This window comes from Streptomyces sp. NPDC001351 (assembly GCF_042896045.1).
Classification (GTDB): Bacteria; Actinomycetota; Actinomycetes; order Streptomycetales; family Streptomycetaceae; genus Streptomyces.
Window position 1 is genome coordinate 157,036 of sequence record NZ_JBIAWS010000021.1, and the last position, 12,532, is coordinate 169,567.

The 12,532-nt window shown below is 63.7% G+C and carries 12 protein-coding genes; 8 read left to right on the forward strand and 4 right to left on the reverse strand.

Translation table 11 applies throughout. The features are described from left to right. Window positions 1–20 precede the first annotated feature (20 nt). Window positions 21–1,127 carry a 23S rRNA (adenine(2503)-C(2))-methyltransferase RlmN gene (rlmN, locus tag ACFY1U_RS46610; RefSeq protein ID WP_390700157.1) on the reverse strand — a complete coding sequence of 369 codons (1,107 nt, stop codon included), beginning with the start codon at window positions 1,125–1,127 and terminating at the stop codon, window positions 21–23. Window positions 1,128–2,568: 1,441 nt separating this feature from the next. Here rlmN and ACFY1U_RS46615 point away from each other — a divergent pair. Further along, window positions 2,569–4,905, forward strand: coding sequence for an NACHT domain-containing protein (locus tag ACFY1U_RS46615; protein ID WP_390700158.1), 2,337 nt, complete (start codon window positions 2,569–2,571; stop codon window positions 4,903–4,905). Window positions 4,906–5,171: 266 nt separating this feature from the next. Here the strand turns inward: ACFY1U_RS46615 and ACFY1U_RS46620 are convergent, their stop codons facing one another. Next, window positions 5,172–5,351: a hypothetical protein gene (locus ACFY1U_RS46620; protein ID WP_390700159.1), complete on the reverse strand. Its 180-nt coding sequence runs from the start codon at window positions 5,349–5,351 to the stop codon at window positions 5,172–5,174. A 541-nt stretch (window positions 5,352–5,892) separates the two neighbouring features. Here ACFY1U_RS46620 and ACFY1U_RS46625 point away from each other — a divergent pair. Together ACFY1U_RS46625 and ACFY1U_RS46630 are read left to right on the forward strand one after the other, a co-directional pair. After that, window positions 5,893–6,723, forward strand: a complete 831-nt coding sequence (locus tag ACFY1U_RS46625) for a RelA/SpoT domain-containing protein (RefSeq protein ID WP_390700160.1) — start codon at window positions 5,893–5,895, stop codon at window positions 6,721–6,723. Further along, window positions 6,720–6,959: a hypothetical protein gene (locus tag ACFY1U_RS46630; protein WP_390700161.1), complete on the forward strand. Its 240-nt coding sequence runs from the start codon at window positions 6,720–6,722 to the stop codon at window positions 6,957–6,959. Before ACFY1U_RS46625 ends, ACFY1U_RS46630 begins: the two co-directional genes overlap by 4 nt. An 887-nt stretch (window positions 6,960–7,846) precedes the next feature. Here the strand turns inward: ACFY1U_RS46630 and ACFY1U_RS46635 are convergent. Both ACFY1U_RS46635 and ACFY1U_RS46640 read right to left on the reverse strand, forming a co-directional pair. Further along, window positions 7,847–9,082, reverse strand: coding sequence for a helix-turn-helix domain-containing protein (locus ACFY1U_RS46635; protein ID WP_390700162.1), 1,236 nt, complete (start codon window positions 9,080–9,082; stop codon window positions 7,847–7,849). After that, window positions 9,079–9,399, reverse strand: coding sequence for a putative quinol monooxygenase (locus ACFY1U_RS46640; RefSeq protein WP_390700163.1), 321 nt, complete (start codon window positions 9,397–9,399; stop codon window positions 9,079–9,081). Before ACFY1U_RS46640 ends, ACFY1U_RS46635 begins: the two co-directional genes overlap by 4 nt. Before the next feature lie 191 nt (window positions 9,400–9,590). Between ACFY1U_RS46640 and ACFY1U_RS46645 the strand changes: the two genes are divergently transcribed. The 5 genes from ACFY1U_RS46645 (at window position 9,591) to ACFY1U_RS46665 (ending at window position 12,444) form a co-directional block, all read left to right on the forward strand. After that, window positions 9,591–9,947, forward strand: a complete 357-nt coding sequence (locus ACFY1U_RS46645) for a hypothetical protein (protein ID WP_390700164.1) — start codon at window positions 9,591–9,593, stop codon at window positions 9,945–9,947. A gap of 3 nt (window positions 9,948–9,950) precedes the next feature. Next, on the forward strand, window positions 9,951–11,294 hold the full coding sequence (locus ACFY1U_RS46650; protein WP_390700165.1) for an FtsK/SpoIIIE domain-containing protein: 1,344 nt from the start codon (window positions 9,951–9,953) through the stop codon (window positions 11,292–11,294). Window positions 11,295–11,377: 83 nt separating this feature from the next. Next, window positions 11,378–11,590: a hypothetical protein gene (locus ACFY1U_RS46655; protein WP_390700166.1), complete on the forward strand. Its 213-nt coding sequence runs from the start codon at window positions 11,378–11,380 to the stop codon at window positions 11,588–11,590. Then, window positions 11,587–11,787, forward strand: a complete 201-nt coding sequence (locus ACFY1U_RS46660) for a hypothetical protein (protein ID WP_390700167.1) — start codon at window positions 11,587–11,589, stop codon at window positions 11,785–11,787. The genes ACFY1U_RS46655 and ACFY1U_RS46660 overlap by 4 nt, the downstream gene beginning before the upstream one ends. Before the next feature lie 96 nt (window positions 11,788–11,883). Further along, entirely contained in the window at window positions 11,884–12,444 is a 561-nt protein-coding gene (locus tag ACFY1U_RS46665; RefSeq protein WP_390700173.1) for a DUF2637 domain-containing protein, read from the forward strand. Window positions 12,445–12,532: the final 88 nt, after the last annotated feature.

The following is a 12,532-nucleotide window of genomic DNA, read 5'->3' on the forward strand; positions in this document are numbered from 1 at the left end:
GATGTACGTACCGGCTCAGGCTACCGCTCGGTGGCCGCGAGCTGACCGCAGGCCCCGTCGATCTCCTGCCCCCGGGTGTCCCGGACGGTCACCGGCACACCATGCGCGGCGATGGCTTCGACGAAGGCCTTCTCGTCCTCGGGCCGGGAGGCGGTCCACTTCGAGCCGGGCGTCGGGTTCAGCGGGATGAGGTTGACGTGCACGGGCTTGCCACGGAGCAGCCGCCCGAGCCGGTCACCGCGCCACGCCTGGTCGTTGATGTCGCGAATGAGCGCGTACTCGATGCTCAGCCGCCGCCCGCTCTTCTCGACGTACTCGAACCCGGCGTCGAGGACCTCGCGCACCTTCCACCGCGTGTTGACGGGGACGAGGGTGTCGCGCAGCTCGTCGTCCGGCGCGTGCAGCGAGATGGCGAGCCGGCACTTGAAGCCCTCGTCGGCGAACCGGTGGATCGCGGGCACCAGACCGACGGTCGAGACGGTGATGCCGCGCTGCGACAGCCCGAGCCCGTCCGGAGCGGGATCGGTGAGCGCCCGGACGGCCCCGACCACGCGCTTGTAGTTGGCGAGCGGCTCGCCCATCCCCATGAAGACGATGTTGGACAGCCGGGAGGGCCCGCCGGGCACCTCGCCGTCCCGCAGCGCCCGCATCCCGTCGACGATCTGGTGCACGATCTCGGCGGTGGACAGATTCCGGTCGAGCCCGGCCTGCCCGGTGGCGCAGAAGGGGCAGTTCATCCCGCAGCCGGCCTGCGAGCTGATGCACATGGTCACCCGGTCCGGGTAGCGCATCAGCACCGACTCGACGAGCGTCCCGTCGAACAGCCGCCACAGGGTCTTGCGGGTCGTCCCCTGGTCGGTCGACAGATGCCGTACGACCGTCATCAGCTCGGGAAGCAGCGCCTCCTGCAGCTTGCCGCGCGAACCGGCCGGGATGTCGGTCCACTCCGCCGGGTCGTGCGCATACCGCGCGAAGTAGTGCTGCGACAGCTGCTTGGCACGAAACGGCTTCTCGCCGATCTCGGCCACCGCTTCCTTGCGCTCGGCGGGCGTGAGATCGGCAAGATGCCGCGGCGGCTTCTTGGCTCCGCGGGGGGCGACGAAAGTGAGTTCTCCGGGCTTAGGCATGGCTGTACCAGTGTCGCAGATCCAATTGGGTGACCTGGGGCTGCGAGGTGGGACGCCTGTCACTGGTGGTCGTCATCCGTCACCGCTGAGCGCCCTCGGACGGCCCACAGACGGCCCGAAATTCTCGGATCCCCCAGGGCCTGACCAGCTAGCATCGCTGCCAGTCCAGGGGACGGGGGTGCGCCATGGCAATCGGCCGCAAGGGTTCGCGACGCACCGTCGTCGACGGCACGACTTTCCGTTGGCGCCTGCGCCGCCAGCCCACGTACGACCAGGCTCTCTGTGATCGACCGTGCACGTACGCCGTGCAGCACGCTGATACCCCTGGCACGACCCTGGTCGTCACCACGAATCAGCCACACGCCAGCAACTGGTTCGGTGCGCCGAGTGTCGCGGTTCTGCCCAGAGACGTCGCCGCCGCTATCGCGTTGGCTCTCTCCCGAGGCTGGTCCCCCACGCAGCCGGCCTCCCCGTTCCACCTGGACCAGTCCGAAGGCTTCGCCGCTGGCCCGGCGCTACCTCTCGACTGAGCCGCCGCGCTGCTTCTCAGGCCAAGCGCTTAGAAGGCGCTGGAGCGGACCACCGGGTGAGCGGGCCTGACCTGGCCGTTTCCGGGCGCTGAGTGCGGACGTTCGGCTAGCTCGTACGCGCATGTGATCGCAGTCGCGACGAAGCTCGTCTTGGGGGCCTGCGGTTCCAGTGGCACCATAAAGGATCAAGACGCAAAATTAAATAGATGGAGCAGCACGTCAGAGTGGCGGGCCCCCAGGCGTCTTGATCATGGTTCGCAACGGGCCTCGACAGGTTCCTGGGTGGGTCCCGACGTCCCTCAATTTTCATCCCCCAACGTCACGTTGTAGCGGGAGAAAGCACTATGGTTACGGGCCTTGATGACGCTGTCGCGGCAGCAGCTGCAAAAACCGTAGGAGGCGCCGCAGGAAAGCTAGCAGGACTGGGTGTAGGAGCTGTTGCTGAACGCTGGAAGCATCGACAGACCAGAGAAGTCCTTGCTAGCCAGAAAGAGATATCACAGATACCGAATATGTCATCGGGGCTCGCCTCAGACATATGGTCATTCTTGCACTCTCCGGAGCTCGAGTCTGTATCTCTCTCCATACTTACGCAGCTCTTTGCCAATCTGTCGCGAAAAAAGCAACAGAATTCTCTTAAGTCTACACGCGAGAAGCTCGTAGAACTCGTACGCCTTCACATTGAGTCGAATGATGAAGACCGCGATCATATATGCGAGGTTATATGGAGCTCTCTCCTGGGTGAGGCATTTGAGTATGCCCAAACCATTCGTTCAGTCTCCGACCTAACGCCAGAGGCTCGCGCTTCCAGTATTCGGTTGGCGGCCTGCTACGCGTCGGCAAACACAAAGAGCGCCGCTAGGCTTTCCGGGATATCCGAGCTAGCGGAATATCACTCTTTCGAAGAGGAGATGAAGGAACAGGTCAAAACTCTGAACGCGACAATGCGGCTCCCTCATGCAGGCACCAACAGAAAAGTCCCGTATAGCAAGCTCTATGTAGAGCCCAGGATTGTGCTGCCGCAGCATGCGAGTCATCTTAATGCCCCCGCTAGGCCCGACTTGAAATTTGTTCTGCAAAACTCGCACAGAACTATCATTCTCGGCGATCCGGGGGGCGGAAAGTCAACGCTGTCCCTCAAATTGGCCTGGGATATCGCTCGAGGAGCCCAAACAGGGACCTCGGCACGTGTTCCGTTCATATGTGTACTGCGAGATCACGCAGAAGATTTCGAACGCCAGAAGGCGACAATGATCCGCCATCTGGAAAAGATTTGCCGCTCTCCCTATAATGTGGAGCCACCCGAAGGGGCTGTGGAGTATCTACTCAGTTCTGGCCGAGCCTTCGTGTTGTTTGACGGCCTGGACGAGCTCACTGACACGGCACTGAGGCGGAAAGTTGTGGAATTCGTCGAGTCGTTCGCCTTTCGATTCCCTGATACCCCCATATTGGTTACATCCAGAAGGGTCGGCTACGACGAAGCTCCGCTAGATCCTGGGATTTTCACGCCGGTTAGTCTAGCTAACCTGGAATCATCGCAAGTGAAAGCATACGCAGAAAAATGGTTTAATCTCGATGACACTGTGGACAAAAACCGCAGGGGCGAACTCGCCGACTCGTTCCTGAGCCAGAGTGAATTCGTCTCAGACCTGCGAGAAAATCCGCTCCTCCTTTCACTTATGTGTGGCATATATTCTAGCGAGAATTACATTCCTGGAAATCGTCCGGACGTCTACAAAAAGTGTGCCGAGCTCTTGTTTGAGCGGTGGGACAAGCAGCGGGGCATACATGTGACGCTGCCATTTGATGCACATGTTAAGTACGCACTCAACGCTCTCGCACTGTGGATTTACTCCGACATCCGAAAACAGCACGGGCTGCCGCGAGAAGAGATCGTTCACTTCATGACCCGATTTCTTCTCGCTAAGAGATTTGACGATGAAGCAGAGGCGGAAAACGCAGCTTCTCAGTTTGTAGACTTCTGCACGGGGCGGGCTTGGGTGCTTACCGATGTGGGATCTACAGAGACGCAATCTTTGTATGGCTTCACGCATAGGACATTTCTTGAGTATTTTGCAGCGACGCAAATAGTTCGAAAGAATCCGACGCCAGGGCAACTATTTGAGGTGCTTAAAGAGCGCATCATAGCGGCGGAGTGGGATGTCGTGGCCCAACTCGCCCTGCAAATGATAGGAAATAACGTTGAGGACGGCTCTGATACGTTCATAGGTATGGTACTGGAATCCGCCCGTACCGCTGATAGTCCCGCCATGCGTAGTAATTTGATTTCTTTCTGTGGACGCTCCCTCTCCTTTGCCGTGCCTCGCCCAGACATCATTCGAGCGATTTGTGACATTGCCGTACAAGTGGGTGCAGAAATCGGTGGTGAGCAGCAGAGGTTTCGTGCCATTGAGTCGATCCTCCATGCCAGTGCAGAGAACATTCCTAATGTGACGAAACACCTTCGCGAGTCCTTGATCAGGGAGCTAGAGCGAAATCCGTCCAGCGATGTTCCGCTTCAACAGGTGATTTTTCTTTCCAGTCTTCCGCTTGCGCGCACTGATCGTTCTTATCTCTCCGAAGCAAGCCTAGAAAACTGGCGTACCCTGGAGTCTGAAATATTCGAAATTGCAAAAGAGAGGCTTGAGGGATTCAGCGATGACCACCTCTGGGCCTCACTCATGAGGGCTACGCTGGGCGAAATATCGATAGTTGATACTGTCAATCGCTTTGGAATTGCCGCACTATATGAAAGGATCTCTGCGCTATCCGCATTCTTTCCGCCATTTGTTTTGCATGGGATCTGGCGCAACTCCGATATGCTCCCGGTGATCCGGCCGGAGTTGATGGGTTCGATAGTCAAGTGCTTTGAGGACTTGGGTGGTCTCATTCCCTCGCTCGAGACTCCCTGGTTTTCTGCAAATGCAGAGGATCGATCACTTTTGCGCTTCCTGTTGTTTGGTAGTGGAGGGACGATTTCCCAGTATCCCGAAGGAATGCGGGATGCGGTGCTCATGCTGCTGTGTCCGGCTGTTGAGGCGCTGGATATATCAACTCGTGAACCAATTGGAAAAACGAACGGTGTTGCTTCCAGTCTTATGATTAAGTGGGGTCAAGCGAGAAAAGATGACAAGCTCCTTTCGGGTGCATTGGCATCCTTGAGGTCGATTTCCCTGAAGGATAAAACGCGTACCTTCCTTGAACGTTGGGTTAGGCGTGATTTCAATGTGCTGCAGTCGAGGAGATAGCGGCATGTGGAGCTGATTTCCGTGGGGGATGGGTTGGTGGGTATGCCATAAGGGGTCGGCGGAATTTCCCGATTCTCAAGGGAAAAGGTGAGGTCGGCGGAGTCTCAATGGGTGGCGTCAAGCCCTCTTGTGATGCGTTCAGTAGTCACCGCTCTCGTTGACCAGCGGGACTGACGAAGCCCATGGCTCTGACCAGCTCAGATACCGTGGGCTTCTGTCATTGTCGGTCGGCGTTGGCTGGCCTTGGACGGCCCAGCCCAACATGTTCAGGAGGGGGCGATCTTGCCCAGCGAGCGCCCCAGGGTGCCGATCTCTCGGCCCAGCCGCTCGTTGGCTTCGTGGGGCAGTGCCGGGATTGGCGCGCCGGCAGCGAGGTGCTCGCCCACGAGCCAGAGAACCTCGTGCAGGTCCTCGGCGCTGGCGCGGTCCAGCCGCCTGGCACTCACTCTGGACGTAGGAAAGATCAACTCTCGTATCGAGGAGCGCCTCAAGAACGGACAACGGGGAGCTACGTACAGACCGTTCCCTACGTGGCTCTTCCGGTGCTACCCGATCTTCGGCCTGGCTTTGATCACAGTAGGCCTTCTCGTCCTCTAGTAGGCGGCAGAAGATGGCTGCCAGCACGTAGAAGGCCAGCGGTGCGTAGTTGCCATGCCGTATGGCTTGCAGCATGTGTCCCCGTCGGGAGCGTCGTCAGAGGATCTTCCTACCGGAGCAGACGTCCGACAAGCAGTACGTCACCACGCGGTCGGTGGACTCTTAATGGCCCAGTCAAGGACCGCCGCGTCCGGCTCCTGGAGCACCAGTTTGGAAGATCGTGTATGCGGACCCAGACTGAGCTGGGGAGACGCTGAGCTGGGCCTTCCTGGCAGGCTCACCGATGTTCCCGCTGGTCCCTGCCTGTCGCTTCCCGTTCGGGCACGCAGGGGGCGCGAGGCTCTGGTAATCGGGCGCATGCAGCCTCTCTGGGATGCTAGAACCCTCACCATGGCACTGCCCTTCAGTAAGTCCCAGATCGTGCGTCTTGGCGAACACTTGACCAAGGCTGACGAGCCGAGTGATGAAGATCTCGCAGCGCTGGCGCAGCTGCTCCTCGCCTACGACGACACGTTGGGCTCTGCCCTGGAGGTTGTGCGGCGCTTGGGCTTCGAGCCCACCAGCCGCGTGAAGAACACTGGGACGATCTTGGAAAAGCTGGCCAGGCACGGCGGCTCTTGGTTGAAGAGCATTCAGGACCTTGCGGGCATGCGGATCGTGCTGAATGGGGATAGAACGGATCAGGACGAAGCTGTGATGGTGATCACTCAAGCCTTCGGCGCTAGTGCCCGCGAACCCAAGATCATCGATCGCCGCTCGCAGCCAAGCCAGGGCTACCGTGCTGTCCACGTGATCGTGTACCCCGACGGTATCCCCGTCGAGATCCAGGTCAGGACACGGTGGCAGCACGAATGGGCTGACATGTTCGAGAAGCTGGCGGACTTGATCGGGCGAGGTATTCGCTACGGCGAGCCTCCCGTGCACTGGTGGCACACCATTGAGCGTGAGGTCATGGAGGAGACGCCTGAGCGCGCGGCGAGCAGCCGCCAGATCTACGACCTTGCGTATGAGTTGCGTGAGTTCATGGTCCAGAGCGCGGTCTCACTCAGCAATCTCATTGACGCGCTGGAGAAGGTTGAGGCTTTCGAGGCAAACGATCATGAGGCAGAGTTGCAAGCTCTGTGGGACGACGTACGCGCGGGGCTAGCCGATCTCCGCGAGGAGATGAGCGGCATGACACCTGTCTCTGAGCAGGGCGATCTTGGTAGCGTGGGTTCATGACCAACGTTCTCGTCGTGTATGACCGCTCTGCTGGTCGCCTGCTGGATGAGCAGGAGTTTGAACACCGGCGGGATGCTTTTGCTGCTCGCTTTGAGACCGAGAAGCGGTATCGCGACCATGCAAACGTTGAGGTCGTGGTACTAAGCGCGAAGAGCCGTGCTGACTTGCTCCGTACGCATGCGCGCTACTTCCTTAGCTTGGATGAGCTCGCGGCCCGCATGGCCCGCACTAGCTGAGATCGATCACCCACCACTCTCCCCAGCTCCCATCCCGTCCGCCGTCGACCCACACACCGTGGAGCGGGCGTGGTTCATGGCGTCCAGGTGGAGCGCGCCACTGTACGAACGACCTGGACGCCATGGGCCGCGTCTGCTCGGCTCTGCCTGGGTCGACGGTGGACGGGATGGGAGCCCACCACGCACGCCATACACGGGCCCGCGGTCGGGAACGGCGCCCCCTCCATCCCGGTGCCGGCCGATCCCCCGCCGGAGGCATCGTTCTGACCATGGCCCTGCTCTGGGTCGAGGTCGGGTGTTGGCGCTCTACGTCTCTATGGCCGCGTCCGCCGTCCGGCTGGCGGCCTGGTGCGGGATCGGCTGGCCGTGCGAACGCCTGCGTAGCTGGCAGCGTCGGACCGTGTGCCGCCGCCGCCGCGATCCGGCCTCTTTCGGTAACACAAAGCGTCTTTGACCTGCACCGTTGGGGATCACCGTTCGCCCCCGTGCCCGTGTTGGAATATGGCCGCTGCGTGCGGCGACGGACGGGCGGCAACGTGCGGCCGGTGGCGAAGACATGGAGGCGGCGCGGCGGCGACCGGCCGGCGCCGCCGCGCTTGGCGCGGCCCTCGGTGTGATCCGACCTACTTCTGTAGGCAACCGGGTGGAAAGGGGTGCGTGTTGGCCCCTGAGGCGGGGCGTTGGGGTCTCGCTGCGGTTGATCTTTTCCATCCCTGAGGCCGGATCGTGGTGGCGGGGGTGTGCGGGCCAGAGTGGCCGTTGATGCGCTTGGGCGGTGCCTGCGGCCCGGAGATCGACAAGCGGCGTCGGCCGCCGGTCGAGCGAGCGCAGCGAGCCTTGATGATGTAGGGAAACTCCCACCGCACGGGCTCTGGGCATCGGGGCTCCTAGATCACGGCGCTCCGCTCGGCCAAGTTGCGCAATGACTCGGGGATGCGAGGGTCCGAGAGCTGGATCAAGTCACGGATGAGTTCCCGGGCCAAGTGATGGTCATGGATCTGCTCGGGTGCCAGGGCCTCAGCCTCCAAGAGTGCGGCTGTGGCCTCGCCGACGTGTCGCCGCTGCGCGTGTGCCCGCGCCACGTCAAGCAGGAAACGTGACTGCCGCTCAGGCGAAAGGCCCGCTGCGTCAACATGCTGGGCCACGTCGAGGGCGAGCCCCGCGTCCCCCAACTCCACCGCGGTACTTACGGCATGGATCTCTACGTTCGTCGGCCCGAACTCCGTGTCGAAGTCGTTGCGATCCGCGCCCAACCGCGCTGCGATACCGCGCGCTCGGTCGATGTGCTCGTGGGTGCGTCCCCGGTTTCCCTCCCTCGCGTTGATCACTGCAAGGACCAGGTTCATGGCGCCGAACAGAGACAGCTCTTCCGGCGGGCACGTTGGGGCCTCAGTCCTCGGACCCATCACTGCCGCAGCGGACTGCGCTGCCTGCTCGGCCTGGTCCATGTGCTGCTGCCGCATGAAGGCATGGGCCATGCGGAACAGACTTGCGACGACTTCAAGCGGCTGCCCTGCAAGTTCGGCTGCCTGGAGCGCCCGGTCGGCCGCGATCCACGCGGCATCCGCCTGGTCTTGCCGGGTGAAGCTCGCCGCGGCCACCTGGTACGCCTTGGCGCGTAGGGCGTGGAGTTCTGCACGCTCGCTTGCTGGTGCGTGGCGCACTGCGGCCTCGATGTTCGGGAGCAGCTGGGCGAGATGATCGCTCAGCGCCGCATAGCTCGATGCGTGCACGAGGGTCCACGCCTCGTCGACTTGCTGCCGGAAGTCGGCAAGCGAGGGAGTCGGATCGGCCGGGGGCTGCTCGAAGAGACTGCCAAGTGCGGGGTGACCCGTGAGGGCTACCCGTAGACCGTCGAGGTCGTTGCTCTTCGTCTGTTCCTCGGACTGGGACTCCTCTGCCGGGGCAGCGTCTAGCCGTAGGTCGCGCACGGGCACGTTGAGCGCATCGGCGAGAGCTTGAAGCACCGACAGGCGCTCAACGGGCTGCACGCCTCTTTCGACCTGCGACACCCAGCTCTCTGAGCGTCCCATCGCTGCGGCAAGGTCGCTCTGAGACATGCCCGCGGCGCGACGCAGCTCCTTAACCCTCTGGCCGACAGTCTTGGCGTCTGAACCTGTCACTTCTCGACCTCGGCGGGGTACTTGCCGGCATACGGCTGAAGGCGGTCAACCTCGGTCTTCTCGACGTACTTGGAGCGCTCGGCCAGGAAGTGACGGGTGTGCGGCTGACGCTCGTGCTCCTCGAAAGCGTCGCGATCGGCGTACAGCTCAAAGAAGATCCGCTCATTGGGTGCGCCCTCGACCTCGTGGCACGCATAGATCAACGTGCCGGGCTCGTGGGCCCGGATCCCCGCGGTGGTCTCGCGCATGAGCGCATCGAACTCGTCGCCAGCACCGTCACGCAGCGTGAAGCGAACAAAAAGCCCGAAGTTGGCCATTTCTTCCTCCTTGTCGTCGCACTCAGTGTCGCAGACTCGGAGTTCTCCTACTAGTCGCAGTTTTTCTGTTGACTCGCAGTTTTTCTGCGAGTAGCTTCGATGGTGTCGCTACAACAAGCTGCCCCGGGCTGCGTGCCATCCGCCAAGATCACAACGCAGCCCAGGGCTTGTCCCAACAGGGAGACACCATCATGCGTCAGATCCCCGTCGACACCTCCACTGCCACTGTGATGGTCGCCAAGACGCCGCAGCCCAAAGTCAAGGACCGGCGTACCGGTGAGGTCGCCACCGACGCCGACACGGGCGCCACGATGATGACCGTGGACGTGATGTTCGCGGCCAACGACGAGGTGGAGATCCTCTCCATCACGGTCCCCGAGCCGGGCATCTCCGGCGACCTGGTGATGGGCACCCCCGTCGCGCTCACCGGTCTGATCGCCCGGCCGTGGGAGAACGAGTTCAACGGCCAGAAGCGCCACGGCATCGCCTTCCGCGCGGTCGCCGTGACCTCCCTCGCCGCCGCTGCGTCGAAGCCGAAGGCGGCCTGAGCCATGACGTGGTTAACGATCGCCCTGGTGATCGTGGCCGGGCTGGCGCTGCTGCTGCGGTGGCGGCGCCCCGCCTGGTACTGGATGACCTTCGGTGTCCTGTTCGCCTCGCTCAAGGTCCGCCTCCGGTATGCGTCCGTGATGGACGCCTGTGACCTCACCGTGGCGGCCTCGCGGTTCCGGCTCACCCTGGCCCGCTGGTTCGGCTGGGACACCCCGCAGCAGCGGGTGCCCCGCCTGCTGTGGATCAAGCCCACACGGACCGGGCTGCGGCTGCGGGTGCGGATGCGGCCGGGTCAGGATGCCTTCGACTACTCGGCCGCGGTCGACCGGCTGCGGCACGCCTTCGGCGTCCACCAGGTCACCTCACGCGAGGTCAAGCCGGGCACCGTCGAGATCGCCATGACCGGCTACGACGTCCTCAAGCGGGTGCAGATGCCGGTCCGGCTGGAACGGCGTGAGCTGCGCATCCCGATCGCGCTGCGCGAGGACGGCTCGGTCCACTACCGCGACTACCGCGAGGTGCCCCATTCGATCACCCTGGGGGCGGTCGGCTCCGGTAAGTCGGTCACGCAGCGCCGGGTCATCAAGGAACTCGCCGCGCAGCGGGTCGCGTTGGTCGGGATCGACTGCAAGAACGGGGTGGAGCTGGCTCCGCTGGCACGCCGGTTCTCGGCCCTGGCCGACAACCCCGACGACGCCGCCGACCTCCTTGAGGCCCTCGTCACGCGCATGGAGACGATCTATCAGGTGATCCGGCAGGCGCAGCGCATCAGCGCGGACACCCCGGATGCGGAGATCACCGCGGACATCTGGGGACTGCCCGAGCATCTGCGCCCGGTGCCGGTGGTGCTCACCATCGACGAGATCGCCGAGCTGGCCCTGTTCACTACCGCGGCGGAGAAGAAGCGCCGGGAGCGGGCCGTGGTCTCCCTGGTCCGGCTGGCTCAGCTCGGCCGGGCTGCGGGGATCTTCGTGGACATCTACGGGCAGCGCTTCGGCTCCGAACTGGGCGACGGGATCACCATGCTGCGCGCCCAGCTCACGGGCCGGATGTCGCACCGGGTCAACGACGAGTCCAGCTCGAAGATGGCCTTCGGTGACGTGTCCCCGCATGCGGTGTTCGCGGCCACGCAGATCCGCAACGACCGGCCCGGCATGGCCGTGGTCGGCTACTCCAACGGCGACTGGACCCGGATCCGCTCCGCCTACACCTCCATGCGCGAATCCGTCACCGCCTGCAACAAGTACGCGGATCTGACCCCGGATCTGCCGGAGCTGGCCCGCTTCCGCCCATTGGTGGATCTCGCGCCCGTCGAGGCGCCCCCGGTGGCCACCGCCGCCTGACCCCACCCCCGTTCCACGGTCGGCGCGACCGCTTTCGCACCAGGTCCCTACCCGAGCCATGCCCAAAAAGGAGATCACCCGCCATGTGCCCCCACTGCGAGGACTTCGCCCGCACCGTGGTGATGCTCGGCCAACTCGCCCTCTACGCCGACGCCTTCGGCGCTGACCTCGACTTCGTCGACACCGTCGGCCCGTGCCTGGCCGCGTCCCTCCCCGAGCCGCCGCCCGGCCTGCTCCCGCCCGGCTACGACCCGAGTGACGGCCCGGAGTACCCCGGCGAGGGGTGGACGCCGTGACCGCGGCGAAGAAGCCCGCCATCCGCCGCAGGGCGGCCCCGGCCAAGACGGAGCCCGCGAAGTGCCCGGACTGCGACGGCAACGGCGAGATCACCGAAGCCGTCAAGGTCGGCGTCCGCAAGGGCCGGATCACCGGCCACCGGCAGGGGGGTCTGTGCCTGACCTGCTGGGGCTCCGGCGAAGCCCCCACCGACTGAACCCCGCCCGGGAGGGGGCGGCCGGACATGTTCCCCGCCCCGTCCCCGGCCCGACTCCTGTGAAGGGAGGTGAGGACCGTGAATCCCAGGCTCCGCATGGTCGTCCTTGCCCTGGCTGTGATCGTTGGTTCGCTGTCCTTTTCTCATCTGCATGACCTCGCCGCCGCGGCCGGACAGGGCGGCTGGAAGGCCTGGGCCTACCCACTGTCGGTGGATCTGCTGCTGGTGTGCGTGATGGAGCGGCTGCGCGCTGACCGGTCCGCGTCTGCGGGGTTCTGGTGCCTGGTCGCCATGGTGGCCTCGCTCGGCGCCAACGTCGCCACCGCCGGGCTCCTCGACCTGGCCCACCCCCCGGCTTGGCTGCGCATCCTCGTCGCCGGATGGCCCGCCATTGCCTTCCTCGGCAGCATCCTGCTCGCCCACGCGCCCACTGAGGCCGGGGACCGGGTGCCGGTTCCGCCGGCGCCCGCAGCCCCGGCCCCCGCACCCAACCGTGAGCCCGAACCCGCTCCCACCGCGGAGCCCGCCGCCGCCCTCGTCGCTGAGGAGCCCCCAGCACTGCCCGCGCCCGCCGCGGACCCGGAGCCCCCGGCCGTGCCGGTCCCGCCCGCCCTGGTCGCTCACGCCCGCAAGGTCGCTGACGAGCACCGTGTCTAGGTACTCCTCTGAGTGCACCATCGAGTACGAAGTTGTGTGCACCACAGCTCAGGCCACGTCGGTGTCCCGCTCGATGGCCTGGAGGCGG

Coding starts and splice junctions, on each gene's coding strand:
- ACFY1U_RS46665 (WP_390700173.1), top strand. CDS start 11,884: ATGGTCGTCCTTGCCCTGGCTGTGATCGTTGGTTCGCTGTCCTTTTCT.
- ACFY1U_RS46625 (WP_390700160.1), top strand. CDS start 5,893: ATGGCACTGCCCTTCAGTAAGTCCCAGATCGTGCGTCTTGGCGAACAC.
- ACFY1U_RS46640 (WP_390700163.1), bottom strand. CDS start 9,399: ATGGCCAACTTCGGGCTTTTTGTTCGCTTCACGCTGCGTGACGGTGCT.
- ACFY1U_RS46630 (WP_390700161.1), top strand. CDS start 6,720: ATGACCAACGTTCTCGTCGTGTATGACCGCTCTGCTGGTCGCCTGCTG.
- ACFY1U_RS46615 (WP_390700158.1), top strand. CDS start 2,569: ATGAAGGAACAGGTCAAAACTCTGAACGCGACAATGCGGCTCCCTCAT.
- ACFY1U_RS46645 (WP_390700164.1), top strand. CDS start 9,591: ATGCGTCAGATCCCCGTCGACACCTCCACTGCCACTGTGATGGTCGCC.
- rlmN (WP_390700157.1), bottom strand. CDS start 1,127: ATGCCTAAGCCCGGAGAACTCACTTTCGTCGCCCCCCGCGGAGCCAAG.
- ACFY1U_RS46655 (WP_390700166.1), top strand. CDS start 11,378: ATGTGCCCCCACTGCGAGGACTTCGCCCGCACCGTGGTGATGCTCGGC.
- ACFY1U_RS46650 (WP_390700165.1), top strand. CDS start 9,951: ATGACGTGGTTAACGATCGCCCTGGTGATCGTGGCCGGGCTGGCGCTG.